Origin of the sequence: Haloarcula sp. 1CSR25-25 (assembly GCF_032027985.1) — an archaeon.
GTDB lineage: Archaea > Halobacteriota > Halobacteria > Halobacteriales > Haloarculaceae > Haloarcula.
Genome location: NZ_JAHYBW010000003.1, coordinates 1 through 24,772, shown reverse-complemented (window position 1 = coordinate 24,772; position 24,772 = coordinate 1). Strand labels below are relative to the sequence as shown.

Annotated in this window: 24 protein-coding genes; 13 read left to right on the top strand and 11 right to left on the bottom strand. The window is 65.1% G+C overall.

Translation table 11 applies throughout. The annotated features are described in order from the left end of the window. Positions 1-11: 11 nt before the first annotated feature. From KZ498_RS09880 to KZ498_RS09870, 3 genes are all read left to right on the top strand, one after another. Positions 12-2,459 (top strand): ATP-dependent DNA helicase, encoded by a 2,448-nt coding sequence (locus KZ498_RS09880; RefSeq protein ID WP_312618543.1) that lies wholly within the window; start codon positions 12-14, stop codon positions 2,457-2,459. Between the two features lie 75 nt (positions 2,460-2,534). Beyond that, positions 2,535-2,696 (top strand): hypothetical protein, encoded by a 162-nt coding sequence (locus KZ498_RS09875; protein ID WP_004516852.1) that lies wholly within the window; start codon positions 2,535-2,537, stop codon positions 2,694-2,696. Between the two features lie 51 nt (positions 2,697-2,747). Continuing rightward, complete coding sequence (locus tag KZ498_RS09870; protein WP_312618542.1) at positions 2,748-3,827, top strand: TRC40/GET3/ArsA family transport-energizing ATPase; 1,080 nt, start codon at positions 2,748-2,750, stop codon at positions 3,825-3,827. A 19-nt stretch (positions 3,828-3,846) separates the two neighbouring features. On the opposite strand, the gene KZ498_RS09865 is transcribed toward KZ498_RS09870, so the two are convergent. The 5 genes from KZ498_RS09865 to KZ498_RS09845 all read right to left on the bottom strand — a co-directional run bounded on the left by KZ498_RS09865 (position 3,847) and on the right by KZ498_RS09845 (position 10,269). Next, positions 3,847-4,671 carry an SDR family oxidoreductase gene (locus KZ498_RS09865; protein WP_312618541.1) on the bottom strand — a complete coding sequence of 275 codons (825 nt, stop codon included), beginning with the start codon at positions 4,669-4,671 and terminating at the stop codon, positions 3,847-3,849. A 54-nt stretch (positions 4,672-4,725) separates the two neighbouring features. Beyond that, positions 4,726-5,538 carry an endonuclease V gene (locus KZ498_RS09860; RefSeq protein ID WP_312618540.1) on the bottom strand — a complete coding sequence of 271 codons (813 nt, stop codon included), beginning with the start codon at positions 5,536-5,538 and terminating at the stop codon, positions 4,726-4,728. A gap of 2 nt (positions 5,539-5,540) precedes the next feature. After that, positions 5,541-6,476, bottom strand: a complete 936-nt coding sequence (locus tag KZ498_RS09855; protein ID WP_312618539.1) for a rhomboid family intramembrane serine protease — start codon at positions 6,474-6,476, stop codon at positions 5,541-5,543. Between the two features lie 131 nt (positions 6,477-6,607). After that, positions 6,608-7,552: a response regulator gene (locus tag KZ498_RS09850; RefSeq protein ID WP_312618538.1), complete on the bottom strand. Its 945-nt coding sequence runs from the start codon at positions 7,550-7,552 to the stop codon at positions 6,608-6,610. A gap of 632 nt (positions 7,553-8,184) precedes the next feature. After that, positions 8,185-10,269 (bottom strand): hypothetical protein, encoded by a 2,085-nt coding sequence (locus KZ498_RS09845; RefSeq protein WP_312618537.1) that lies wholly within the window; start codon positions 10,267-10,269, stop codon positions 8,185-8,187. A 225-nt stretch (positions 10,270-10,494) separates the two neighbouring features. Here KZ498_RS09845 and KZ498_RS09840 point away from each other — a divergent pair, with 225 nt between their 5' ends. Genes KZ498_RS09840 through KZ498_RS09830 form a run of 3 tightly spaced genes read left to right on the top strand, consistent with a single transcriptional unit; the run spans position 10,495 to position 13,142 of the window. Continuing rightward, a complete protein-coding gene (locus tag KZ498_RS09840; RefSeq protein WP_312618536.1) occupies positions 10,495-10,947 on the top strand; it encodes a DUF5788 family protein in 453 nt (150 codons plus the stop codon). A gap of 1 nt (position 10,948) precedes the next feature. Then, complete coding sequence (polX, locus tag KZ498_RS09835) at positions 10,949-12,685, top strand: DNA polymerase/3'-5' exonuclease PolX (protein WP_312618535.1); 1,737 nt, start codon at positions 10,949-10,951, stop codon at positions 12,683-12,685. Then, positions 12,678-13,142: a Mut7-C RNAse domain-containing protein gene (locus tag KZ498_RS09830; RefSeq protein WP_312618534.1), complete on the top strand. Its 465-nt coding sequence runs from the start codon at positions 12,678-12,680 to the stop codon at positions 13,140-13,142. Before polX ends, KZ498_RS09830 begins: the two co-directional genes overlap by 8 nt. Positions 13,143-13,166: 24 nt before the next feature. On the opposite strand, the gene KZ498_RS09825 is transcribed toward KZ498_RS09830, so the two are convergent. Further along, positions 13,167-14,186 carry an outer membrane lipoprotein carrier protein LolA gene (locus KZ498_RS09825; RefSeq protein ID WP_312618533.1) on the bottom strand — a complete coding sequence of 340 codons (1,020 nt, stop codon included), beginning with the start codon at positions 14,184-14,186 and terminating at the stop codon, positions 13,167-13,169. A gap of 116 nt (positions 14,187-14,302) precedes the next feature. On the opposite strand from KZ498_RS09825, the gene KZ498_RS09820 reads away from it, so the two are divergent. From KZ498_RS09820 to KZ498_RS09810, 3 genes are read left to right on the top strand one after another with little or no spacing between them, the layout of a single operon-like run. Then, complete coding sequence (locus tag KZ498_RS09820) at positions 14,303-15,010, top strand: ABC transporter ATP-binding protein (RefSeq protein ID WP_312618532.1); 708 nt, start codon at positions 14,303-14,305, stop codon at positions 15,008-15,010. Next, on the top strand, positions 15,010-16,245 hold the full coding sequence (locus KZ498_RS09815) for an ABC transporter permease (RefSeq protein WP_312618531.1): 1,236 nt from the start codon (positions 15,010-15,012) through the stop codon (positions 16,243-16,245). Before KZ498_RS09820 ends, KZ498_RS09815 begins: the two co-directional genes overlap by 1 nt. Before the next feature lie 47 nt (positions 16,246-16,292). Beyond that, positions 16,293-16,772 (top strand): DUF5797 family protein, encoded by a 480-nt coding sequence (locus KZ498_RS09810; protein WP_312618530.1) that lies wholly within the window; start codon positions 16,293-16,295, stop codon positions 16,770-16,772. A 23-nt stretch (positions 16,773-16,795) separates the two neighbouring features. Here the strand turns inward: KZ498_RS09810 and KZ498_RS09805 are convergent, their stop codons facing one another. The 3 genes from KZ498_RS09805 to KZ498_RS09795 form a co-directional block, all read right to left on the bottom strand. After that, a complete protein-coding gene (locus KZ498_RS09805) occupies positions 16,796-17,842 on the bottom strand; it encodes a DUF5787 family protein (protein ID WP_312618529.1) in 1,047 nt (348 codons plus the stop codon). Between the two features lie 40 nt (positions 17,843-17,882). Beyond that, positions 17,883-18,548 (bottom strand): DUF4013 domain-containing protein, encoded by a 666-nt coding sequence (locus KZ498_RS09800; RefSeq protein WP_312618528.1) that lies wholly within the window; start codon positions 18,546-18,548, stop codon positions 17,883-17,885. Positions 18,549-18,915: 367 nt separating this feature from the next. After that, the gene (locus KZ498_RS09795; protein ID WP_312618527.1) at positions 18,916-19,347 is read right to left on the bottom strand and encodes an NUDIX domain-containing protein; all 432 of its coding nucleotides are present in this window, start codon (positions 19,345-19,347) and stop codon (positions 18,916-18,918) included. 95 nt (positions 19,348-19,442) lie between these two features. Between KZ498_RS09795 and KZ498_RS09790 the strand changes: the two genes are divergently transcribed. Then, the gene (locus KZ498_RS09790) at positions 19,443-19,775 is read left to right on the top strand and encodes an uS10/mL48 family ribosomal protein (protein WP_312618526.1); all 333 of its coding nucleotides are present in this window, start codon (positions 19,443-19,445) and stop codon (positions 19,773-19,775) included. Positions 19,776-19,830: 55 nt separating this feature from the next. After that, the gene (locus KZ498_RS09785; RefSeq protein ID WP_312618525.1) at positions 19,831-21,102 is read left to right on the top strand and encodes an amidohydrolase; all 1,272 of its coding nucleotides are present in this window, start codon (positions 19,831-19,833) and stop codon (positions 21,100-21,102) included. Between the two features lies 1 nt (position 21,103). Here KZ498_RS09785 and KZ498_RS09780 read toward each other — a convergent pair whose 3' ends face one another. Next, positions 21,104-21,559, bottom strand: a complete 456-nt coding sequence (locus KZ498_RS09780) for a type IV pilin N-terminal domain-containing protein (RefSeq protein ID WP_312618524.1) — start codon at positions 21,557-21,559, stop codon at positions 21,104-21,106. Between the two features lie 243 nt (positions 21,560-21,802). Continuing rightward, the gene (locus tag KZ498_RS09775; protein WP_312618523.1) at positions 21,803-23,221 is read right to left on the bottom strand and encodes a geranylgeranyl reductase family protein; all 1,419 of its coding nucleotides are present in this window, start codon (positions 23,219-23,221) and stop codon (positions 21,803-21,805) included. 186 nt (positions 23,222-23,407) lie between these two features. Here KZ498_RS09775 and KZ498_RS09770 point away from each other — a divergent pair, with 186 nt between their 5' ends. Further along, positions 23,408-23,740 (top strand): 2Fe-2S iron-sulfur cluster-binding protein, encoded by a 333-nt coding sequence (locus KZ498_RS09770; protein ID WP_312618522.1) that lies wholly within the window; start codon positions 23,408-23,410, stop codon positions 23,738-23,740. A 195-nt stretch (positions 23,741-23,935) separates the two neighbouring features. Beyond that, the gene (locus KZ498_RS09765; protein WP_004516874.1) at positions 23,936-24,538 is read left to right on the top strand and encodes a hypothetical protein; all 603 of its coding nucleotides are present in this window, start codon (positions 23,936-23,938) and stop codon (positions 24,536-24,538) included. Positions 24,539-24,772: the final 234 nt, after the last annotated feature.

Here is a 24,772-nt window from a genome sequence, read left to right as displayed (position 1 = left end):
ATCCCGTCTCGATGGCAGACCCCGCCTCGACGGGCACGGAGTCCTGGCGCACGTACTTCGGCTTCGACGAGCCCTACGAGAACCAGGCCGACGCGGTCGAGCGAGCTATCGAGGCGGGCAAGGCACGCGGCTTTCTCGCGATGGAGGGCCCCTGCGGGACCGGGAAGACGATGGCCGCGCTCACCGCCGGCGCGACGCTAGTCCGCGATACGGACCTGTACGAGCGGATGGTCGTCGTCACCCCGGTCAAACAGCAGCTCCAGCAGTTCGTCGACGACCTGCGAACACTCAACGCGGGCATCGAGGAGCCCTTCGACGGCATCTCGCTCGTCGGCAAGCGCGACCTCTGCCCGTACGGCCGTGAGGGGCAGTTCCCGGACGACGTGGGGACACACGACCGCTGTGAGGACCTCAGGGAGGCGACGGCGCGGCTGGTCGAGGACGACGGCCGCTCGGACGGGGCGGCCGTCGCGGACGCCGCAATCGCCGGTGAGACCGACGACGACCAGTGGTGGGACCCGCGGAAGGGCCAGGACCTGGCGGCCGCTGCTCGCCCCGACGCCGCCGAGCAGGCGACGCTGGGCGAGGACAGGCTCTCGACCGCGGGCGCGGCCTCGCCGTACCGGCAGGCCCAGCCAACGGCTCCGGAGTCGATGGCGGAAGGGTCGGACCCGCCGCTTTACTGCCCGTTCGAGGCCGACTGGTACGCCCGCAACAAGGGCTCGCCCGTCGACTTCTCGGCTGGAGAGGGGCACGTGGTGACGATGGACGACTACCTCCCGGCGGCGACGGAACGCGGGACCTGTCCCCACCGGGTGATGAGCGTGATGCTCTCCGAGGCCGACGTCATCGTCGGAAACTACAACCACCTGTTCGACCCCGGCTCCCGCCCGCTGCTGGCGGACGTGCTCGACGACCAGACGCTGGTCGTCGTGGACGAGGCCCACCGCCTCGAAGAGCGCGTCCGGGACCTCCTGTCGGACCGTCTCGGCCGCCAGACCATCGTGCAGGCGCGAAACGACTGCACGACGCTCATCCAGCGCGCCCAGCAGAGCGCCGACCACAAGGCCCAGGTCCGCGAGGTGCTGTCCGCCCGGGAGGTCCCGCTGGACGCGGTCGACCAGGCCCGGAAGTTCTACGACGACCTGGTTCGGTGGCTCGACGACCGCATCGAGACGTTTCTGGACGCCGAACACGAGGGCTGGCGCGCGGACCCGGCAGTCCTGCCCGACCACGACCGCGAAATCCCGCTCCGGGACCCCGACACGGTCGAGCAGGACGAACTGACCGAGTGGGCCGAGCGGAAGGGCTATGACGGCTCGCTCTGGCGGTCGCTGTCGAAGGTCGGGGCCGCCGTCGAGGACGCGATTGACCAGCTCGGGCTGACCCGGCAGCCGGTGTGTGCCGCCGTCGGCGTGCTGGCCAGGCAGTGGTGGGAACGCGACCACGCGACGTTCCTCCGGGAGATCGAACTGGAACACTCGCCGAATCACGGACAGAGCCTCGACGCCGATTACCAGGCCGTCTACACGCCGGGCCTGCTGTGTTACAACTGCATGCCCGCGACGGCCCTGCGGAACGTCTTCGACGACCTCGGCGGCGGAATCCTGATGAGCGCGACCCTGGAGCCACTCGACGTGTTCACCCGGGTGTCGGGGCTGGACTCGATGGCCGAAACGGGGTCGACGGCCCCCGACGGGGAGTCCGGCGACGGGCGGCCGGTCCGCACGACCACGTACGACCTGCCGTTCCCGGCGGAGAACCGGGCGTCGTACCTCGTCGACGCGACGCCGTTTACCGCGCGCAACCGCGGCGACCCCGGGACGATGCGGCCGCTCGGCGAGGGCTGGAACCCCACCCGCGACGAGTACGCACAGGCCCTGCGCGCGCTGGCCCGCTCGCCGGGCAACGTCATGGTGGCGATGCCGAACTACCGGGAGGCCCGTTGGGCCGGCGCATACCTGCAAGAAGCCGTCGAGAAGCCGGTCCTCGTGGACGAGTCGTCCAGCAACGAGGAGACCGAACGGCTGAAACGCGAGTTCTTCAGCGGCGGCGGAACGGTCATGGTCACGTCGACGCGGGGGACCCTGACTGAAGGCGTCGACTACGACGGCGAGAAACTGTCGACCTGCGCAGTCGTCGGGGTTCCGCTCGTCAACATCGGGTCGCCCCGCGTCCGGGGCGTCCAGCGCGCGTACGGCGACGCGTTCGGGGCGGACAACGCCTTCGAGTACGCCCTGACAGTTCCGGCCGTCCGGCGCGCGCGCCAGGCCATCGGCCGCGTCATCCGCGGTGTCGACGAGGTCGGGGTGCGAGCGCTGGTCGGCCGCCGGTACACGCCGGACGCACGGCATTCGGTGTACCCATACCTGCCCGCTGGCGAGCGCGAGGAGTTCACCCGGATGACACCGGACTTCCTCGCGGGTCAACTGGATTCGTTCTGGGCCGACCACCAGTAGCGCCCCGTGTTGATTAACCGGAACATATCGTTGGCAGCGGAAGGCATATACATCGTGGAACGAGTGTACCTATAGATGCCCGAGTGTCAGAACTGCGGCGAGTTCGTTACCGAGCAGTACGTACGGGTTTTTACACCAGAAGCCGTCGAAGGCCATGGCCCCCGGGTCTGTCCGAACTGTGAGGACAAACTCCGGGACGGCGCGGACGTCCGTGAAGCGCGGTCCTCGAGGCAGTAGGACACCTCCTTTTCGGGAAGTACTCAAGTCCGGAGGAGCGTAGCTCCTGTCATGAGCGAACTCGACGTCGAGGCGGTCGACGACATCGACGCACCCGCGGGAATCGACGCGGCGGAGTACGTCCTCTACGGCGGGAAAGGCGGCGTCGGCAAGACGACGTGTGCCGCGGCCACGGCGCTTGCCTCCGCGCGTGACGACACAACGACACTCGTTGTCTCCACGGACCCCGCACACTCCCTGTCGGACACGCTGGAGGCGGACATCCCGGCGACGCCGACGCGCATCCGCGAGGACGTCCCGCTGTACGCCGCGGAGATCGACCCGGAGGCCGCCGTCGGCGAGGGGCCGCTCGGCGTCGAGGAGGACGCACTGGGCGGCGTGGGCGAACTCCTCGGCGGCGACGGGATGTTCGGCGGGGGCGGGGCAGGCGGGGGCCAGGCCCAGGACCCCATCGGCGGCGAGGAGGGACTGCTCGGCGGGTCGATGCCCGGGGCCGACGAGGCCGCGGCGCTCCGGCTCCTGCTGGATTACGTCGACGACGACCGGTTCGACCGCGTCGTCATCGACACCGCCCCGACCGGCCACACCCTCCGCCTGCTGGAGCTCCCCGAGACGATGGATTCGATGGTCGGGAAGGTGCTGCAGCTCCGCGAGCGCTTCTCCGGGATGATGGACAACCTCACCGGGATGTTCGGTGACGACCAGGACGTCGACGCCGAAGCCGGTATCGAGGACCTGCAGGAACTGTCCGCCCGAATCGAGCACTTGCGGTCGATCCTGCAGGACCCACGGAAGACTGACTTCCGTATCGTGATGGTGCCAGAGGAGCTTTCGGTCGTCGAGTCCGAGCGCTTGCTCGCCCAGCTCGGCGAGTTCAACATCCCCGTCAGCACGGTCGTGGTCAATCGGGTGATGCAGGACCCCAGCGAAGTCCTGGGCGAAGACGTGGACATCGCCGGCCCGAACCACGCCGACTGCGAGTTCTGTGCGCGGCGCTGGCAGGTCCAGCAGGACGCGCTGGCCCGGTCACAGGACATGTTCCGCGGCCACGACGTGCGCCGCGTGCCGCTGTTCGCGGAGGAAGTGCGGGGCGAGCGACTGCTGTCGGTCGTTGCGGCCTGTCTGGACTGATATCGGCCACAGTCGTAGGTTAGCTCGTCAGCTTCCGAATGACGCCAAAGGCCGCGTCGCGCCACCGCGCCGGCAAGTAGTCGAGCATGAGCAGCAGTTGCGCGCCCTGCCCGACGGGATACCGCGGCTCGGGGTCGCTGGCGCTGGCGGCGTCGCGGATGGTCAGCGCGACCGTCCCGGGTGTGACAGACAGCGCGTCCTGAATGCCGACGAGGCTGGAATCCTCGTGGGCCTGATACAGCCAGTCGTACGCGCCGGACTTCTCGAGGTTGTTGAGTTCCTCGTCTGCGCGGTCGTCGAAGTTGGTCTCGACCGGGCCGGGTTCGACGAGCACCACGTCGATGCCGAACTCCTCGACTTCCATCCGGAGCGCGTCGCTGAGCCCCTCCAGGGCGAACTTCGAGGCGGCGTAGCTGCCCTGGTTCGGGAACGCGATACGGCCCGCGACGCTGGAGACGTTGACGATGGTCCCGTTCTCGCGGGCCCGCATGTGCGGGAGCGCCTCGCGGATGAGTCGATGCGGACCGTAGAGGTTGACGTCGAACTGCTCGTGCAGCGCCGCCGTCGACACGTCCTCGACCGCGCCGAACTGCGGGTAGCCGGCGTTGTTCACCAGGCAGTCGAGCCGCCCCTCGGAATCGACGAGCGCCTCGACGACCCGCTCGCATTCGCGCGGGTTCGTCACGTCGAGCTCGGCGGTCTCACAGCCGCTCTCGGCGAGGTCGTCGATGTCCGATTCCTCGCGGGCGGTCGCCCAGACAGTCCAGTCGTCGGCCAGGAACGCCTCGGCACTCGCCCGCCCGATACCCGAGGACGCTCCGGTAATCAGCACCGTCTTCGCCATGTGTTGGCCGGGAGAACACACCCCGGGAAGTTAACTGTCGGTTATCCGGACGAGTTACTCGACCCCTGCCTTCGCCTCGTCGGCGTAGCTGTCGGCCAGCCGGGTCGGCTCGGGGAGCTTGTAGCCGTCGGCGGTGGCCTCGACGACGTCCGCCGCAGTACCTGCACTGACGCGATGGCCGGGGCTGACGATGAGCGGATTGATGGACCGGTTCGGCGAGTCGTACTGGCGGGTCTGGACCGCGTGCCCGATGAGTGTCCCGTTCGGACAGGTTTCGACGGCGTCGTTGGCCGTAATCGGAATCCGCGTCCCTTCCGGGTACCTCTCCTCGAGGGACCGCTCCGGCGTACCACAGAGGAGGCTCTTGGCGACGCCGACGGCCGGCACGTCGAGCGTGACCCCGATGTGTGTCGCCAGCCCGGCTTCCCGGAAGTGGATGCGGCCGCTACCGTCGACGAGTACCACGTCGGGGTCGGTCTCCAGCTCCGCGAACGCGGCCAGGATTGCGCCGCCCTCGCGGAACGACAGCAGACCGGGAATGTACGGAATCTCGGTTCGCTCGACAGCGCTGACCCGCTCGATTACCTCGCCGTTTCGGAACACGACGACGGCGGAGACGGCCCTGTCGTCGACGAACGCCTGGTCGACGCCGGCGACGACCGGCGGGTCCGTTTCCGTTGTCTCGTCGCCAGCACTCAGCGTCGTCTGGTCGCCGTCAAGGGCGTCTCCGGTGCGCGTGATTGTTTTGGGCGAAAAATCCAGGTCGTCCTCGAACCGCGCGACAGCGGCGATATCCCGTTGCAGTGCTTCCATCTCCGGCCGTGAAAGGGACGGGTCGGGGACGAACTCGGGGCGAACCGGGTGCATCGTCACGGGCGACGCCGGCCGGGGCCGCCCGGTCCACCTGGACCGCCGGGGCCGCCGCCACCGCCGAACTGTATCTGGCCGGGTATCCGGGCCCGGCCCTTTACCTTCTGGCCGTACCAGAGCCCGATGACGAGGCCGATGAGGTGGGCGAGGTGCGCGATGTTCCCGCCGAGCAGTCCGGCCCCCATCGGATTGAGCGACCCGAAGATGCTCAACAGGAAGTAAAAGCCGGTGATCGCCCATATCGGGACGGGAATCAGGAAGTACAGGTACACCCGGAGGTCGGGTTTCAGGACGGTCAGGAACGCCATGATAGCCAGCGCCGCGCCGCTGGCTCCGAGAACGCCGGCGGACGTTCCCTGTACCGTCTGAATAGCGATCTGTCCGAGGCCCGCCAGCGCGCCGGAGACGAGGAAGAAGACCGCGAACTTCTTCGACCCGATCTGTTGCTCGACGAGCCGGCCGAAGAAGTAGATGATAATCCCGTTGCCGAGGATGTGATAGAACCCGAAGGGGGCGTGTGAGAACACCGACGTGACCCAGGTCCAGACGTATTCGGGATTGTCCGGATGGAGGACGAACAGCGTCTGGAACGCGTCGCTGCCCAGAGAGAGGATGACGACGTGTTCGAGGATGAAGACGATCCCCATAATCGCCAGGAACAGGTACGTGACGTTCCCCCGGAAGTACGCCAGCGGCCCGCCGGGCCCGGTGTCGATGCCGAGCCGGTCGGCGACGCCGCCGCCCCCTGCTGTCTGGCCGGTGTTTACGCTCTCGTCGAACCCGCTGTCGAACACGCCGCCCGGATCGCTCCAGTTGTCCAGCCCGGGGCAATCGTGGGCCTCGGGCAGTCTGTGTTCCGCACAGTAGGTCCCGCCACAGTGCCCACACTGGTACGGCATGTTCTCCTGCTTTCCACAGGCATCGCACTCCGACATTGCGCTACAGTAGGAGAGGGCCGTGGAAAGGGATTGTGCTTACAGTGGACCAGCCGCCGAGCGGTCGGGACGATACCGGGACACGAGAGTCACACAAGTCAGAAGGCGGCACACGTTAGCAACGCAGTGGCTTACTCGCCGCTTTCGGGCTCGTTTTCTGCGTCCCGAAGCACGCCGATCCACGCCGGGTCGCCATCGTACTCTATCGACCCGCCTGACACCTCGATGGTCCGCGTATCGCCGTCGGCCTGTTGCCCCTCGAACTCCGAGTGGAACGTGTCAAGCTCGTCTGACTCTGCCGGTCGGAGCGTGTCGGGGAACCGGTCACCCTCGCCCTCCGTTGTGAGGATTGCCGGGGATTCGTCGATGAGGTCGCTCTGGTCGTACCCGAAAATGTCCGCAAGCTTCTGGTTCACGTAGACAAACCTCCCGTCCTGAATGATACAGACGCCCGCGAGCTCCTGTTCGACGAGCCGTTGGTACCACGAGAGCGCGTTCCAGAACCGCTGTTCGGTGCGATGTTGCTCGACGGCGTTCTGGATTCGGTTGGCGAGGACGTCGTACGTATCCGACCCGGCTCCCTTCTGCATGTAGTCCGTCACGCCCGACGCAATCGCCTCACTGGCGATCTCCTCGCTGCCTTTGCCAGTGAACAGAATAAACGGGATGTCCTGGTACTGCTCGCGGACGAGCTCCAGAAGCTCCAGCCCATCGGTGTTTGGCATGTCGTAATCGCTGACGATACAGTCGACCTGCTCCGTCCGGAGGACATCGAGCGCCCCGACGGCGCTCGTCCTCGTCACGACCTCGAAATCGTCGTTGATACGTTCGAGATACACCGCGACCAGCTCACCCACCTGTGGGTCGTCGTCGACGTGCAACACGGTGCACTGCTGGGACTGCTCGACTTTCGCCAGCGGAATCGGCACCTCCGCCCGCATCTCGTCGCGGCGACCCGCTGATTCGGTTCGGAGAAGCGGCTCGCGTCGCGTCGCCGCACGACGGCTTCCGCTGATGGCCCCACTGGAGAGTTCCACTGTCGCTTCTCCGAGCTGCCACTGCTTCTCAGTATTCATCGTTCCCCCCGGTGCTGTCGATAGCACTGAACTCGAAAGCACTCGTCCGTCCAGTCACACTGGCAGCGCTCGTGGCACACGTCGTCGGACCCCCTACGTCCGTGCCGTGGCGGTAGCCAGCGGGGATGGTATATCCCGGATGGACGCCAGGCAATTTCCTTTCGAACATCAATACCCAATCCTGCTCACTAGTTACGTACCAGTCTACTAAATGCTACTGATGGGGGTATCGCCGAACCTCCCCTGTGAGTACACGGGTCAGGCGCGCAATCTGCCCCCCAGAAACGCGGATAGAGCCTGGTCTGTTGGTTGCTGGATTTATCTTTTAATTCTATGCTTAATACAATATATAATATGTAGGTACTTTTCAAATAAATTTAATTATCTCCCTCCCATCATCTAATCTGTATCATGTCCGATACCACCATGCGCGAATACCTCGCAGAGCACCCGAAAATGGCCGGCGCACTGTTCACCCTCCTGATGCTACTGTCTCAGGCAGGGACTGCAGCAGCCGGGAACGGCTCAACTTACTTTGGACCGTAAACAGAAGTAATAAACGAAGAGCTTTTCTGAATCGTCTATTAGAAGGACTGGAGGTCAAGAGTTGACCCCACAAGTTGTAATCCAATTTAATAGAGATTGCTTACGCTAATGGACGAACTCCAAGTCAAGTCCCCATTAAGTCTAATAGGAACTTCCTCCATATTAAGAAATTGAGTTAATTGCTGTTCTGATAATTTAAACGGCCCTATTTTTCCAGAAGTTAAGAAATGTTCGTTGTTATCCTCAATATATGGCATAAATATGCTTCCAATTCCTTTGTCATCTGTAGAATATGTATGTATCTCCATATTACAATATCCGCTCTCAGGTTCGATTTCAAGCATGTTCGGTGTTCCACTTCCTGCTTGGGTAACAGTCACCCCACCGTCACCGACGACAATGTACTGTCCACCGAGGATACTCTCGCCACGGGCGATGGTAAGCGCCGCTCGAAGCGGGAACCCGCAGTTCAACAGTCGTGCGACAGACTCACCGATTCGGACCGCGCCGTCGTTCAGGACTTCGTTGAGCGTGACGATGCCGCCGATCGCGCCCTTTTCGACGAGACCGAGTCCCTGATTGTAGGAGTTGCAGGCGTTCAGCAGGAACGTGTCGACGCCGACCGAATCGAGCGTCGTCACGTCGAGCTTACCGTCGCGGCAGACGAAGCCGTCGTGTTCGGTGTGGCCGATGTAGTGGAAGAACTCCGCGTCTGTCGTGAGCACGGTCCTGAGTTCCGCCGTCGTCAGGTCGTCGTGGACTGTGACGTCGAACGGCAGGTCGTCGCGGGTGCCGTACACCTCGTCGACGAGCTGGCGCTCCTCGTCCATCCGGGCGTCGTTCTGGACGACGCGGATGGTGATGTCCTCGGCGTTCGTGTCGCGGTCGAGGCGGTGTTCGAACGCCGCTTTGGTCAGCTTGCTCGCGCCGATCGGGATGCTGTCCCCGATCCAGGCCTGTTCGAGCGAGTCCTCGGCCTGCGGTTCGACGTAGTCCGTCTCGGGTGGGGCGGTGGCAGTGTCGGAACTCGCGGCGCGGGTGATGACGTCGTCTCGGGTGAACTCGGCTTCGACCTCCGCCGGAACGCTCGCCTGGTTCAGCCGCTGTTGCTGGTGTGTGCGGACAATAGCCAGGTCGTCGACGACGTACGGCAGTTGTTCCGCGTTTGCGGACACAGGGTCGATATGCGTCGTCAGCCGCCACTTCGGGATGTGGTCTTCGATAACGTCGTACGGGACCTGCAGGTAGGCGGCGACCTGCTCCGCCAGCGGTTGCTGATACAGCGATTCGAAGTCGAGGTCCACGTACGGCTCTATCGCCGCTCGCTCGTGCAGGTCGATCTGGTGGAACCCCTCTGTGCGCGTGACACAATCGAGGAAGAACAGGCGTTTGAGCGTGCGGCCGACCTCTGATTCGAAGCCTCGGGCGGTATCGAGCGAGTAGGTAAACCCCGTATCGGTCGTGAGCCGCGGGGTGGACGCGGGGACGATCGAGGCGCCGAGATAGTACGAAAGCGGTGCGGCGACGAAGACCGACGCGAGGTCGGGCGGCAGTTCGAGCGTGACACCGGTGTCCGGCTTTTCGATATCCCCGGGGATGTCCAGACTGTCTCCGATTTCGATCGCCGGAGGATGGCCGCGGAGCGTCGGGTAGGAGCGCTCGGGGTCGTGGGCCTTGAGCGCCGACCCGAACGTCTCGACGGCGGCCATCACGTCAGCCGGGCGCTCGGTCGTCGTGACCGTGGCTGCCGGCCGGTCGTGCTGGGACCGAGCGCCGATGAGCACCTCTGTCGGGGCGTCGAACTCGATCCGGGTCCGGTCCGAGTCGACGGTGACCTCCATCGCCGCGTCCTCGACTCGCATGTACGTCTTGATCTGTGTCAGCGGGTCCAGCACGTAGTCATCCGCCGGGAGCGTCTCCGACTCGAACTGCGCGACCTCTGCAGCTATCGCCCCGTCGTCGTCACGGACGTACACCATGACGACTGTCGGCAGTTCGATAGCGCGTGTCTGTATCCGCACAGCGTCCCCGACCGGATACTGGAACACGTCGGTCGCCGCCTCCCTGAGCGCGATGGGTGTCGGCGTGTGTATCCGGTACCGCTGGCGCTCGATCTGGTCTATGACCGCGAGCCCGGGACAGTCCTCGAGCGGTTCGAAAGTTAGAGTCATGTAGTAAACGAGCGGGACGGTGTTACTCTTGTACAGTGAGAAGGAGAGAGAGAATAAAAAAGATATCGCCGACGCCGTTCCGTCCCGGTCAGGACTGTTCACAGCGCAACGAGACAGAGAGGCGGGACAGGGACACGGGAGTGGGGCCAAGCGGGCCGCTTTGAGCAAATCGAGTTGTGTCTGTGGGCGAAGCGAGTAAGGGCGACCCGCTCTAACACTGGCGTAGTGAAAGAGTTCGAGCGCAAACAGTTGCTGGAGCGCATCGAACGCGACAGCGCGACCGTCGGTGCGGACATCCCCGACGAGATCAACATCCAGGGCGAGGAGATCGAACTCCGGTCGTTCGTCTTCGAGATAAAGCGTCGGGAGACGGTGCCGCGTGGTGAACGCGAACGCGTAAAGCAGGCCAAGAAGAACCTGCGTCGCGAGCGCCTCCAGCGCAAGCAACGCATCGAGGACAACGAAGTGAGCTACGAGCGCGGCGAGGAACTCGCTACGGCCATCATCGGCATCGACCGGGCGCTTAACGCCCTCGAACAGCTCGGTGCGGCGAACATCGAACAGGAAGCGCAGGCACAGGAGGCCGCCGACAGGAAGCGCTGGATGAAGTTCCTCCAGAAGGCACTGGGACACGAGGACGCGGACTCCGGCACTGGTCGTGCCGGTCGGAGCTACTAACATGAGTCGGAACGACGAAGTCGCGACACTGCTCGAGGAGTTCGCCGACCTGCTGGACGCGAGAGGCGTGGAGTACAAGCCCCGAGCCTACCGCCGGGCGGCCGAGAACATCAGGGACTTCCCCGGAGCAATCGAGGGGCTGGCCGCCGAGGGCGAGGACAGCGTCGGTGAGATAGACGGCGTCGGCGACGCTATCTCCGCGAAGGTCGTCGAGTACTTCGAAACCGGCGAAATCGAGGAACTGACCGAGCTCCGGGAGGAGCTTCCCGTCGAGATGGACGCCCTCACGGCGGTCGAGGGCGTGGGGCCGAAATCCGTCGGCACGCTGTACGAGGCGCTGGGCATCACTACTCTCGACGAACTGGAGGCGGCTGCCGAGGCCGGCGAGATACAGGAGGTCTCGGGCTTCGGCGCCAAAACGGAGCAGAACATCCTCGACAACATCGACTTCGCCCGCGAGGCCCACGAGCGGTCGCTGCTGGGCGAGGCCCGGCCACGCGGTGACCGGATCCGGAGCTACATGGCCGCCGGCGACGCCGTAGACGAGTGCGCGCTCGGCGGGTCAATCCGGCGCTGGCGACCGACCATCGGCGACGTGGACGTGCTCGTCGGGAGCACCGACCCCGAGGCCGTCCGCAAGCGGTTCGCCGACTGGGAGGGACTGGACCGGGTCATCGAGTCAGGCGAGACGAAAGCGAGCGCCTACGCGGACGACGTTCGGGTCGATTTGCGCATCGTCGACCCGTCGGAGTTCGGCGCGGCGCTCCAGTATTTCACCGGGAGCAAGGACCACAACGTGGCGGTCCGCAACCGCGCCATCGAGCGGGACCTGAAAGTCAACGAGTACGGCGTGTTTGATGTCGAAGGCGTCGAGGACGACGGCCAGCGGGCCGGCGAACTGGTGGCCAGCGAAACCGAGGACGCAGTGTACGACGCGCTGGGCATGGACTGGGTGCCGCCGGAACTCCGCGAGAACCGCGGCGAGGTTGAGGCTGCCGCCGAAGGGGCGCTCCCGGACCTCCTCGCCGAGGGCGAGCTCCGGGGCGACATCCACATCCACACGAACTGGTCGGACGGCCGCAACACCATCGCGGAGATGGTGGAGGGCGCAGCCGCGTTCGGCCACGACTACCTCGCCGTCACGGACCACGCGACCGGACCGGGGATGGTCGGCGGCGTCGGCGTCCCCGACGAGAAGCTCCGCGAGCAGATAGCAGAAGTCGAGTCGGTCGCGGCGGACGCCGACATCGACGTGTTCACCGGCGTCGAGGCCAACATCGCCGCAGACGGGGGGATCTCGGTCGCTGACGACTTGCTGGCGGAACTGGACGTGGTCGTCGCCTCGCCACACGCCGCGCTGGACGGGGACGGCACGGACCGCCTCGTCGCCGCCGCGGAACACCCCGACGTGAACGTCATCGGGCATCCGACGGGCCGCTATCTGAACCGCCGGGAAGGCCTGGACGTCGACATCGAACGCCTCGCGGCGGTCGCCGCAGACAGCGACACCGCGCTGGAGATAAACGCCAACCCCACCCGGCTGGACCTCCGCGGCGGGGCGGTCAAGCAGGCAATCGAGGCCGGCGCGACAATCGCCATCAACACGGACGCACACAGCCCGGGCAACTTCGACCTCCTGCGCTACGGCGTCCACACGGCCCGGCGGGGATGGGCCGAAACGGACGACGTGTTGAACACCCGCGACGCCGAGGGGCTCCGCGAGTTCCTCGATGTCTGAGGACACCCCCAGCGACCGGCTCGCCCTCGATGCGATGCTCGGCAAACTCGCCACCTATCTGCGGATGTGTGGCTACGACACGGCCTACGCGCTGGACCGGGACGCCGAGGCCGACGACGACCTCCTCGCCCTGGCGGAACACGAAGACCGGTTAGTGATTACTCGGGACCAGGACCTCGCCGCCCGCGCGTCCGACAGTCTGTTACTCAGCGAGCGGGCGGTCGAGGACCAGTTGCGGGAACTCGCCGACGCCGGCTTCCACCTCTCGCTCGCCTCCGAGCCGGCCCACTGTGGCGTCTGCAACGGGCCGGTCGAACAGGTCGACCCGGTAGAACCGACGCCGGAGTACGCGCCGAGTGCGAGCGACGAGCCGGTCTGGCGCTGTACCGACTGCGGGCAGCACTTCTGGAAAGGGAGCCACTGGGCGTCAGTCCAGGCGACGCTGGGCGGCCTGTAGAACGCAGAAAACCCTCGGACGTCGCTACAGTTCTTCGGCCACAGCGACGGCCTCCTCGGTCGTCCCCTCGACGACCACACCAGTCGTGACGCCGTCTTCGGTCCAGTAGACGACGGCCCTGTCCTCGCGCTCGATTGCGGTGGCGTCCTGCCCGTTCACCTGTACCGCCGTCCCGTTCTCCACGTCGTCCAGATAGCTCGATGCGCCGGTGGCGGTCAAGACCGTCACGTTCTCCCCGTCGGCGTCGTACTGCTGGGCCACGGCCGTACTCTCGGGCCGGCTGATGTACCGGGCTTCCTGGAAGGTCCCGTCTTCGTATGCCGGCAGGTCCAGGTCCGTCGCGGACTGGGCCGCGTCGTAGGAGTCGTACGTCTCGGTGGTCGTGACGGCGACCCGGTCAGCCGGCGGGGCGAACTGGCTGTCGTCGATGCTGACGTTGAACGTCGTCTCCTCGACGGTGACCTCCGTCCGGTTCGTCCCGTCGTCGGTGGTCAGCTTGTGGACGCGGTAGTCGTCTGTGTCGACCCACAGCGTGGTGTCCGGCGCGTCGATGCTCTCGTTTGCCGGTTCGAGGTCCAGCACGTACGTCGACTCGCCGTCGACTTCAGCGGTCCCGCGAAGCGTCGCGGTGACGTTCTCCTCTGGAACCGGGTCCGTAGTGTCGTTCATGGCCACCGATTTCTCGGACAGCTCGCGGGCGTACGACTGGTTCTCTCCGACGGCCCAGACGACGGTCCCGTTCGTCCCCATCTCGTAGGACCGGTCCTCGCTCGTGACGGCGGCCCACGCCTTGTTCGGTTCGGCAGCGGCGTACTCGACCGTGGCAGTCCTTGACGCCGAATCGTTCGCGACGGTCACCGTCGCGGTTCCGGTAATCGTCTCAGCTGCGTCGTAGCGCTGCTCGGTTTGCTCGAGCACGTCGTCGCCGGACGGCTGTCCCATCTCGCTGAGGCCGGACACGCCGGCGACCGCCCCGGCAGCCAGTAGTCCAACGGTGACAAACACCGCGACGATTGCCAGTCTCCGTCCGGTATCGGCTGTCATTGTCTGGCCTTAGGACTGGAGTGGTAAGTGGGTTGCTCCTCTCACAACGCGAACTACTATCCCCGAGCGTTCCTGCGGTCGAACCCCTCATTGCCGTCGAGTCCGTACGCGGGACCGTGAGCGAGTCAGCGAACACGACCGTCCGCGTCGACGGCGTCAGCAAGGAGTACGACCTCGGCGGGACGGTGACGGCGCTGGACGACGTGAGCCTGGACCTGTCGGCCGGGTCCTACACCGCGGTGATGGGCCCGAGCGGCTCCGGCAAGAGCACCCTGTTGAACCTCATCGGCGGGCTGGACACGCCGTCGTCGGGGCGGGTCGTCGTCAACGGACAGGACGTCTCGGCGGCCAGCGAGGCCGAGCGGGCCGACATCCGCGGGACGGAGGTCGGGTTCGTCTTCCAGACGTTCAACCTCATGCCGCGACTGAGCGCGGTGGAGAACGTCGCCTTGCCGCTCGTCTTCGACGGCTGGGACCGGGACCGCCGCCGCGAGCGGGCGGCGTCGCTGCTCTCCGAGGTGGGCCTCGCCGACCGCACCGGCCACGTCCCCGCGGAGCTCAGCGGCGGCCAGCGCCAGCGGGTCGCCATCGCCCGCGCGCTGTCGACCGACCCGGCGCTGATTCTGGCCGACGAGCCGACCGGTAACGTCGACACCGACACCGGCGCACAGATACTCGACCTGTTCGACGACCTGCACGCGGCGGGCAACACGTTCCTGCTGGTGACCCACGAGCGCCACGTCGCCGAGCGGGCGGAACGAATCGTCCACGTCGAGGACGGGCACATCCAGTCCGTCGAGGACGTCTCCGGAGGCGAGCACTGATGGACACGGGCGAGAGCGTGCGCATCACGCTCCGGTCGATCAGGGCCCACAAGCTCCGGTCGGCGCTGACGGTCGTCGGCGTCGTCATCGGCATCGCCTCGGTCATCACCTTCGCCACGTTCGGGGCCAGCGTCGAGGCCGAAATCGTCGGCGACATCGAGACGTCGAACGCGGGCAACATCTACGTGTTCGGGACGCCGTCGGGCGACGACGACTTCGACCGGACGCTCCAGCCGGTGTTTACGGAGTACGACATTCAGCAGCTAGAGGGGATTCCGGGGGTACAAGCGGTGCTCCCGCGGGGTATCGTCCAGACGCAGTCGGTACGACACGGGAACCAGACGCTCGCCAGGCAGCAGGTCACGGCGACGAGACCGGCCAGTATCAACGACGGCGTCCTCGTCGAGGGGCGCTCCTTCGAGGCCGACGAGGAGGCCGTCGTCGTCAACGAGCGCATGGCCGGGTCGTTCTCCGAGAACCTCACGACCGGCGAGCGCCTCACGATGACGATGCCCGACGGTGGCGAGCGTAACGTCACCGTCGTCGGCGTGGTCAACGGGACGCGTGGCGAAGTCCCGGTCAGCGAGTTCGCCCGCCAGCCGCGGGTGTACGTCCCCATCGACCCGTTCTACGACTCCGTCGTCGAGAGCCCGTCAGCGGGCGTGCGACAGCGCGCGTACCCGCAGGTGACCCTGGTCGTCGACCCGCGGGAGATTCCGGAGACGCAGTCGGCGATTCAGACGTACATCTCCGGCGACGCGGACGCGCGGTCGCTGTCGGCCGACGACACGGAACTGGTCGCCCGGTCGGGCAACGACTTCGTCGAGGAGATCAGCGACGTCATCGAGCGCATCACGCGCTTTGTCACCGGTATCGCCGTCATCGCGCTCGTCGTCGGCGCTATCGGCATCGCCAACGTGATGCTCGTCAGCGTCACCGAGCGGACCCGCGAGATCGGCATCATGAAAGCCGTCGGGGCGCGCAACCGCGACGTGATGCAGGTGTTCCTCGTCGAGGCCGCACTGCTGGGGACGTTCGGCTCGCTGCTCGGCGTCCCGCTCGGGCTCGCTGTCGGCTACGGTGCGACCCGCTACGCCGAGGTCACGTTCTCGCTTGCGCCGCTGTGGATGGGACTGGCTGTCGGCGTCGGCGTACTCGTCGGCGTCGTCGCCGGCCTCTACCCGGCGTGGCGTGCGGCGCGGGTCGACCCTATCGACGCGCTGAGACACGAGTGAGCGGGATTCAGAAACACCGAAATACGTGGTCGCCGTACCGCCGTCCGATGACCCTCTCGGAGGAGGCCCGCGAACGGCTCGCCGACATCGTCGAACTCCAGCCGACCAAAAACGGCGAGTTACAGGAGCGCTGGGACATGGACAGCGGGAGCGAGGTACACCAGTACCTCGAATCCGAACTCAAGGAGTACTACTACCGCAACGACAACAGCCTCATCTGTGCGACGCCGGAGGCGACGACGCTCATCGACGGGGAGGACTCCGACCGGATTCAGACGGTGACAGTCACCCCGCTCCAGCAGGCTATCGTGGACGTTATCGCCGGCCCCGACGAGGAGAGCCAGAGCGTCGTCGCCGTGTTACACGCCCTCCGCGAGGTCGGCGAGGACCGCGACACCGACGAGGTTCGCTCCGCGCTTCGCAGCCTCGCGGACAAGGGTATCGTGGAGACAGTCGAAAAGACCGTGCCGACGTTCAGACTGGCGGTTCCGCGCGACGAGTTGGACATCGAGCTGTCCGAAGAGTGAGTCCGGACCGCGGTGTAACGCCGTCACTCCGGCAGCCCCGGCCGCTGACGGCGTCGTCGCCGCGCTAACAACCGCTTTATTGCGTTCCCCGGCCCGCCGTCGAGCGGCCAGTCAACCGACCGCCAGGCCGGTGGCTCCGGTTCGTAGGCGGGACATTGCCCCCGACACTCCGCCGCCGTCGGCAGACACTCTTTGGCCGCGCAGTGGGGATACACGCCGGTCTCGTCCGCAGTGAGCTGGAAGTGTCGGCAGTCGGGGCGCATCGTGTCCGCGTAGGCGCGCCACCCGCGGGCGTAGGCTCGCTCGGCGATTGCGAGCCGCCGTTCCCGTTTCCACTCGGTGTCGACGTACTCGAACCGCGCCGCGCTGGTGTCGTCAGCCGGTCGGTCGAGGATGCGCGTTCCGGGGTCGTCGACCGACAGCGACCGCGGCTGCCAGACCGCCTCGGCCGTGCCGGACTCGGGGTCGACGGTCAGCACCCCGGCGGCCGCGGGCAGGTCCGCCAGCAGGACCGGCTCCACGCGCTCGTCGGTCGCCGCCGTCGCGACCCACACTTCGTCGGCCAGCGACAGCGCGATGTCCCGCTGTAGCTGCGGGACGAGGTTCCTGGCGGCGCTGGCAGTGAGGTCGGGCTTGTTCTCGATGGCGACGACCCGCCGGAGCCAGTCCGGATAGGGACGCACCCGACGAATCTGGATTCGGTTGCCCCGCTTGCGCGTTTCCAGGGCGCCCCGGTCGGCCGCCTCGTGGATCGACTCCCGGACGTATCGCCACGGGTATCCCGGGTCGGGCAGCGCGTCGCGGTAGTACGCCCAGTCGGTCGGGGCGTGCCGGAGGACGTGCAGGAGGTCAAAATCGAACGAGTCTCCGCCGAACTTCGCCCGTTCCCGGAGTCCCTCGGGGTCACACTCCAGGACGATGGTGTCCCAGCGGCGGTGTTTCGTCCCGAACTGTCTGGCGACCAGCACCGCGGCGTCGTCGGCCGGCGACCACGCTCGCTCGGCCCACTGACAGACAGACAGCTCGAAGGCGAACTCGGAGTCCGAATCGGCTCCACCACTCGAAGTCACGTATCTCGAAAAAACAGCCGGGCGCGTAAGAACTGATGGGTTAGATTGACGTGGTCGGCCCGGTCACCTGCTGTGCGTTCTGGTTAGTCTGATTGGCGAAAGCCGTACCGAACATCCGGAAGACGGCGACCTGCCCGTAGTAGGAGACGAACGGGACGAGAATCAGGCCGATGACGGTAAACGCCAGAATATTGCTGATGATGTTCGTGATGATGCCGACGACGATGGGCATGAGAACTGCAATGAAGTAGTCGGTCGTGAGGACGACGTTTTTCAGCAACGAGAAGTCGAACGCCGCGCCGAGGCTCCCCTCGACCGCCATGTTCGCCAGTGCTGCGGGGACGATGTAGTAGATCAGGAACAACACCGGAATCAGTAGGAGAAACGCCATCAGCCCGAATCCGGCGATGAGTCCACCACCCGAGTTCCCGGCTGCTCCGCCCAGTCCGATGAGTGCGCCGCCGACACCGAAGATGACGACCATGGGAACGATAGAGTACACTAGCCCGACAATAGTGAACTTGATTCCGTCGACGATGAGCTCTCCCCAGTCGTCCCAGGCAGGTGGCTGGGACTCCCCCCGGACGGTCGTTCCGATCACGCGAAGCAGGTACCCGTTGAACGCGAGCAGTGGTATCAGGAGAAAGAAGAACGTCAGCAGTACGCCGCCGATAAGCATCTGTGCTATCCAACTGTCGCCTTGCATAGGATACGATAGTCCATCTTCTAACATTTTGAACGCCTCTTTGCAAAGTGCAATCTTATCTTATTTAAAAATACTGTTAGAATCGACGTGTACGTTGCGTATAAACGTTTTAAACCGCAAGCACCCGTCTCGAGCGCTGTCCGCAGCCGAAGTATTGTTTATCCATCATATCCACGCTCAGCTGAATTTGCCATCCCGAGAAACACTCTCAAAATGACAAATTCTGTATTGGATTGGTATCTACGGTTCTACGTTGGCAGGCCCTTCGGAGCGCTCGGTGCAGTGGCTTACCGGCCAAAGCCAGAGCTATCCAGAGTACCCCACCCGGGCTGCTGTACCGATACGGCCGAGTGCCGCCCGTACTCACCTACTCCTCTTCGTCCTCCCGGTCGTCGAGGAACTCGTGTGCCTGTTCGAGTATCTCGCGCGGGCCGTCCTGCGTGACAGTGTTGATGGCCTGTTCGTAGTCGCGCCACTGCAGGTCGCGGTGTTCTGTGGACAGTTCGGCTGACGCTTCGAACGACTTCGCGACGAACAGGTGGACCGTCTTGTGGATGGTGTTGCCGTTCGCCTCGAACACGTAGTCGTAGTCTTCGCGGAACCCGTCTAAAAGCCGGAAATCACCGATTCCGGCCTCCTCTTTCACTTCGCGTATGGCGGTCTGCTGGAGCTCTTCCTCGCCCTCGACGCCGCCCTTGGGGAACTCCCAATCGCCGGGTCGGCTCTTGAGCAGGAGGTACTCCCGCCGGCCACGCGTATCGCGAAAGAGGATGGCTCCCGCGCTCGTGGCCTCTATCATTATCGGATTTTATGACACCGCTACTTAAGAGAATATCGGAGACACAGCGAAAACAGATGACCTTTTGTCACTCGCGGCTGAGTCTTTGGCTATAGATGCCCTTCGTCACGACGCTGACGTTCACGAGCGGGGACCGACACCGCCTCGACGACGTTGTCACAGAGATCAAAGAGAACGCCGAGCAGAAAGGAGTCGAGTTGAAAGGCCCGCACCCGAAGCAGCCACGGGAGTTGCGGATTCCGCAGTCGAAGTCCCTGGGACCGAGCGGCGGCCGGTTCCAGTCCTGGAACCACACCGTCTACACCCGGACGATAGAGATTGTCGGCTACGAGGAGTTCGCACGTACAGTCACTCAGCGGACCTTCCCGAGCGCCATCCACGTCGAGGCCGGCGTCGAACAGCGGACGCAGGTCGGCAGCGGGTCGTAGAGCCGCCGTCCGCTTCCGTGGATTCTTATAAGTAACTGTGTCCCGTTTCGCCGGCATGAACGAGGCCCAACAGGAGCGGCTCAGGTCCGTCCGACGTGACCTGCATAGCTACCCGGAACCCGCGTGGCGGGAGTTCTACACCACCAGTCGCATCGTCGACGAACTCGAGCGCATCGGCGTCGACGAGTTGTATCTCGGTCAGGACGTCGTAGACGGCGGCGCACGGATGGCAGTGCCCGACGACGACGAACTCGGAGACTGGCAGAGGAAGGCCCGCGAGGCCGGTGCCCGCGAGGACGTGCTGGAGGCCGCCGACGGCGGGTTCACTGGTGCGCTGGCCGTGCTTGAACAGGGCGAGGGACCGACCGTCGCGCTCCGGGTCGACATCGACGCGCTTCCGATACGGGAGTCAGACAGCGCGGCCCACGCCCCGACAGCAGCGGGGTTCCGCTCGGGGAACGACGGATACATGCACGCCTGCGGGCACGACGCCCACGCAACTATCGGTCTCGGCGTGCTGGAGGCCGTGAAAGGGAGCGATTTCCGTGGAACGTTCAAACTCGTCTTCCAGCCCGCCGAGGAGGTCATCGGCGGCGGAAAGGCCGTCGCCGAGAGCGGCCACCTCGACGACGTGGACCACTTGCTAGCGATACACATCGGCCTCGACCACCCGACCGGCGAAATCGTCGCCGGCGTCGGCGGCTTCCTCGCGGTGCGGCAGTTCGAAGCGACGTTCACCGGTGAGACGGCCCACGCCGGAGGGCATCCGGCACAGGGACGGGACGCCGTCCAGGCGCTTGCGACCGCCGTACAGAACCTCCACGCGATCCGCCGGCACGGCGACGGCGCGACGCGGGTCAACGCCGGGGTCGTCGAGGGCGGCACGGCGACGAACATCGTCCCCGAAGAAGCGACACTGCAGGGAGAGGTCCGCGGTGAGACGACCCCGCTCAAGGAGTACATGAGCGAGCGCGCCGACACCGTCATGTCCTCCGCAGCCGAGATGCACGACTGCGAAGTCACCATCGAGACGTCCGCAGAAGCGCCGAGCGCGGTCAGCGACGACGCGCTCGCGGGCGTGGTGTACGACGCGGCGGAATCCGTTACCGGCGTCACCAGCCGCCTCCGGACCGACGACCTCGGCGGGAGCGAGGACGCGACCTACCTAATGGACCGCGTGCAGGCCCACGGCGGAACGGCGACCTTCGTCGGCATCGGGACCGACCATCCCGGCGGTCACCACACACCCACGTTCGATGTCGACGAGGACTCGCTGACTATCGGTATCGACGTCGTCAGCGAGGCCATCCGCCGGCTGAGCGAGTGAGCTATGGCGCTTCCCACCTGGCGAGCCGGATTGACTGGTCACGGTCCGGCGGTTTCCAGTTCAGCGTGACCGTCGCATCTGAGAGGTCCAGTGACCCTCTCGAAAACGTGACTCGTGATCCGGCAGTGATTTCCGAGCCGGCCGCCGGTGCGCCGCCGAGGCTCGTGAACCCGTGCTGTCCGTTGGCAGTCGAAGCCCCGCTGACGGCGATGTACAGGTCCCCGGCCCGGACCGGGTCGCCGCTCCGGTGCTCGATTGCCAGACTGTCGGGACTCCCGGCGTCGTAGTCGAACGTAAACGCGGCTTGCGGCGCGCTTTCGCCGAGGCCGGCGGAGCCGAGATCGAGAAAGAAGGTCGCTGCTGTCGCCGCCAGCAGCACCGTTATTGCGACCATCAGGATAACACCCACAACTGGTGAGACTGCGCTGTCGTCGGATCGGAACGCGTTCCCTGGCATAATCTACCCCCACTCGGGCGACGGCAGACACGCTGTCTCCGTCTCGGTGACCCCCCGGTCAACCGACCCTAGAGTGACCTCATTTAGATATCATATTGTCAAATAATAAAACTTGTTGTTCAAGCGTATGGTTTACATTGTACTCGGTTACTATCCAGACAGCGAGTAACACCGCTGTACCAGCCGCCGGAAAAAAACCGAACCAGACGGCGACACCGACCGAAAACACATTGACCCGTCGAATCAGTACTTCGGCTCTGCGCCGGTGACCTCGTAGATGTCGTCCATAATCGAGTCGCGCTCGCGCTGCCAGGCCTCGAAGCCGCTGCGGTCACTGGGGTAGGACTCGTAGTGTTCCAGCAGTCGGTCGGCGGCCTTCTTCGTCTGGTAGAGGTCCCGGATGGTCCCGAGGTGGCCGATGCTCTTGACGGCCATCTTGAGTTTGAGGCCGAGCCCGATGCTGGTCGAACCGCCGTACAGCGCCTCGGCGAGCTTCTCGCCGGGGAGCGCGGCCAGCAGGGCCATCAGGTCGTCGACGTCGTAGGCGGTGGTGAAGATGTTGTACACGTCAAGCGCCGCGTAGCGGGCCCCGAAGTGGTCCATCACGCGCTCGTTGTACTCCCAGAGCGCGGCTTCGTCGTCCGTTCGGCCGGATTCGATGGCCTCGATGGCCTGTTCGGCGGCGTATGTCCCGGCGTAGGCCGCACCGGCGATACCGCCGCCGGTCGTCGGGTTGACGTGTCCGGCGGCGTCGCCGACAGCCATGAATCCGGGCGCGACGGCGGAGTCGTACGGCCGGCGGGTCGGCAGCGCGGCGCCGAGTTTGTCCTGTACCTCCGCGCCCTCGAACTCGCTTCGGCCACGGAGGTCGCGTTTGAGGTCGTCGACCAGTTCCATCGGCTCCTCGTTCATCTGGAAGCCGAGGCCGGCGTTGATCTCCGTGTCCGTGCGCGGGAAGTACCAGAGGTAGCCGGCGGAGCGCTCGGTCGGCTTGAACACGAGCGCGTCGTCCCACTCGACGGGCTCGTCCACCTCGATAATCTCCCGGTAGGCCGAGCAGAATTGCGAGTACCGGACGTTCGTATCGAAGGTCGCGTCTTCGAGGTCGGTCTTGTCCTGCAGGAGCGACAGCGCGCCGGCCCCGTCGATGACGATGTCACCCTCGTAGGTGACCGGGTCGCCCTTCCGCATGGCTTGTACGCCAGTCACGCGGCCGCTGTCGTCCTGGAGCACGTCCTGGACGACCGTATCGTAATGGAACGTGACGCCGCTGTCGACTGCCCCCTCGATGAGACAGCGACCGTACTCCCAGCGGTCGATGACGGCGAGCTCGCCCGGGACCGGGATTTCGAGGACGGTGTCCTCCTGCGGTATCTCGAACCGACCGTGGTCGACGTCCGTGTTGGTAAACGCCGGTTCGAGCTGGGACTTCGGAATCGCGTCGGGGAAGTCGCTGGCTCCTTTCAGCGCGTCCCCGCAGGCGATGTGGCCGGCCTCGGTCTCGTTTTTGCGCTCCACGACGACGACGTCGTAGCCCGCGTCCGCGATGGTCGCGGCGGCGTAACAGCCGGATGTCCCGGCCCCGACGACGACAACGTCCACGGACACGGTCCGTGCGTTCGCCGACGCTCCGCCGGCGTTGCCGTCCTGGTGTGTGGTCATGCACTCCCATCCTGCCCGGAGAGAGAAAATTATTCCGACTATCGGTTTCATGCGGACTGCTGTCCCTGTTTCCCGCGACGACCGGCAGACGGGGGGCGACCGGTGGGGCAGTGAGTTCCAGCAGTCCGTCTCACTCCGGGACAGCGGTGATAAAGAGTTTTGCTGGGGGGTGTCAAAGGGCCGAACATGACCGAGTACACGGTGACGTTCGTGGGGACGGGCGAGGAAATCACCGTCTCCGAGAAAGAGACGATTCTCTCGCGGTGTATCGAGGAGGGTATCGCCCAGGAGTACTCCTGCCGCGTGGGGATGTGCCTGGCCTGTTCGGCGGAGATCGTCGAGGGGTCGGTCACACAACCCGCCGCCCGCGGACTGACCGACCGGGAGCGGGAGACGTACGCACTGACCTGCATGGCGCGGCCGCAGTCGGACCTGACACTCGACCGCGGCAAGTACCCGCCCAGTATCGAGGGGGATGTCAGCCCGCAGGACGGCGAGCCCACACCTGCGGACGACTAGTAGGCAGTGAATACCGCTAACATATGTCCTGCTAGAAGGTCTGTAAATACCTTTAATATGTGCCTCAGATGGTGCCTGATAGAGAGCGGTGAAACCGCGAATGAAGGACAGGTCATATAAGCAAGTGGCCCCTATGTAGTAGTGACTACAGCGTCAGCGGACGGCCTTCGACGACTGATACACGCTTCCCCAACCATGACCAGCCGCGTATACAGACTTCACTCGACACTTGAACTGCCACTGGAAGACGCCTACGATTTCTTCGAGGATCCGGATCTTCCACCCGAGATCGCTGACATCGACATCACCCGTCGGAACAATACGCTCATCGTCAGCGCTGTCGCCAAGGACGACTCCATGAGCAAGTACACCCCGACGGCACAGCTCAAAGCCAGCGTCACGGAGAACCGGGTGTACGAGGAGGACCCCGACGAGATGGGGCCGCCCGGAGCCGCGAGTACCGGCAGCTCCGGCGGCGGGCCCCAGTGGGGCGCGCTCGAAGAGGAGGAGGAAGAAATCGAGTCCGAACTCGTCGAATACGCCTGTTTCAAGGGCGACCGCGAGACCGTGCTCCAGAACACCGCGCTCCAGTACGCGATGTTCGAAGTCCTGTGTGACATCGCGAAAGTCGCCGAAAAGGGGACGCTGACGGCGATTGCAGCGGTCGACGAGGAACTCGAAGCCGTCCGCATCGTCGATGGGGAAGAGCGACCCGCTGCGATAAACGTTGCAGAGGAGCCCCGCGACGGCGAGGAGGAAGAGGGCGTCAACTGGCGCGACAACGAGTTCATCTCGTAAGCCTGTCTCCGGTCGGTTTCTGTTTGCTATCCTGTTGTACGAGCTGGTGCCGTGAGTCGCCGGACTGCTCGCTTATCAGTGTCCTAACCGGCAATTGCAGGCAGGCTAGTGAACTACCCTACCCTACTCGCTCACGGCTTGCGCCGTTCGCTCCTTGAGGGTAGGGCTTCCTGCTTCCACGACGCGCTTTGCAGATACGGGTGTATCCACAGGGAGCGCAGTCTCCACAGGCGT

What these genes read in the sequence shown, in the direction of transcription:
- KZ498_RS09785 (WP_312618525.1), top strand. Translation starts at nt 19,831, where the DNA reads ATGAACGAGGCCCAACAGGAGCGGCTCAGGTCCGTCCGACGTGACCTG.
- KZ498_RS09780 (WP_312618524.1), bottom strand. Translation starts at nt 21,559, where the DNA reads ATGCCAGGGAACGCGTTCCGATCCGACGACAGCGCAGTCTCACCAGTT.
- KZ498_RS09825 (WP_312618533.1), bottom strand. Translation starts at nt 14,186, where the DNA reads ATGACAGCCGATACCGGACGGAGACTGGCAATCGTCGCGGTGTTTGTC.
- KZ498_RS09765 (WP_004516874.1), top strand. Translation starts at nt 23,936, where the DNA reads ATGACCAGCCGCGTATACAGACTTCACTCGACACTTGAACTGCCACTG.
- KZ498_RS09860 (WP_312618540.1), bottom strand. Translation starts at nt 5,538, where the DNA reads ATGCACCCGGTTCGCCCCGAGTTCGTCCCCGACCCGTCCCTTTCACGG.
- KZ498_RS09775 (WP_312618523.1), bottom strand. Translation starts at nt 23,221, where the DNA reads ATGACCACACACCAGGACGGCAACGCCGGCGGAGCGTCGGCGAACGCA.
- KZ498_RS09770 (WP_312618522.1), top strand. Translation starts at nt 23,408, where the DNA reads ATGACCGAGTACACGGTGACGTTCGTGGGGACGGGCGAGGAAATCACC.
- KZ498_RS09880 (WP_312618543.1), top strand. Translation starts at nt 12, where the DNA reads ATGGCAGACCCCGCCTCGACGGGCACGGAGTCCTGGCGCACGTACTTC.
- KZ498_RS09855 (WP_312618539.1), bottom strand. Translation starts at nt 6,476, where the DNA reads ATGTCGGAGTGCGATGCCTGTGGAAAGCAGGAGAACATGCCGTACCAG.
- KZ498_RS09795 (WP_312618527.1), bottom strand. Translation starts at nt 19,347, where the DNA reads ATGATAGAGGCCACGAGCGCGGGAGCCATCCTCTTTCGCGATACGCGT.
- KZ498_RS09850 (WP_312618538.1), bottom strand. Translation starts at nt 7,552, where the DNA reads ATGAATACTGAGAAGCAGTGGCAGCTCGGAGAAGCGACAGTGGAACTC.
- KZ498_RS09830 (WP_312618534.1), top strand. Translation starts at nt 12,678, where the DNA reads ATGTCTGAGGACACCCCCAGCGACCGGCTCGCCCTCGATGCGATGCTC.
- KZ498_RS09815 (WP_312618531.1), top strand. Translation starts at nt 15,010, where the DNA reads ATGGACACGGGCGAGAGCGTGCGCATCACGCTCCGGTCGATCAGGGCC.
- KZ498_RS09800 (WP_312618528.1), bottom strand. Translation starts at nt 18,548, where the DNA reads ATGCAAGGCGACAGTTGGATAGCACAGATGCTTATCGGCGGCGTACTG.
- KZ498_RS09790 (WP_312618526.1), top strand. Translation starts at nt 19,443, where the DNA reads ATGCCCTTCGTCACGACGCTGACGTTCACGAGCGGGGACCGACACCGC.
- KZ498_RS09810 (WP_312618530.1), top strand. Translation starts at nt 16,293, where the DNA reads ATGACCCTCTCGGAGGAGGCCCGCGAACGGCTCGCCGACATCGTCGAA.
- KZ498_RS09845 (WP_312618537.1), bottom strand. Translation starts at nt 10,269, where the DNA reads ATGACTCTAACTTTCGAACCGCTCGAGGACTGTCCCGGGCTCGCGGTC.
- KZ498_RS09865 (WP_312618541.1), bottom strand. Translation starts at nt 4,671, where the DNA reads ATGGCGAAGACGGTGCTGATTACCGGAGCGTCCTCGGGTATCGGGCGG.
- KZ498_RS09875 (WP_004516852.1), top strand. Translation starts at nt 2,535, where the DNA reads ATGCCCGAGTGTCAGAACTGCGGCGAGTTCGTTACCGAGCAGTACGTA.
- KZ498_RS09870 (WP_312618542.1), top strand. Translation starts at nt 2,748, where the DNA reads ATGAGCGAACTCGACGTCGAGGCGGTCGACGACATCGACGCACCCGCG.
- polX (WP_312618535.1), top strand. Translation starts at nt 10,949, where the DNA reads ATGAGTCGGAACGACGAAGTCGCGACACTGCTCGAGGAGTTCGCCGAC.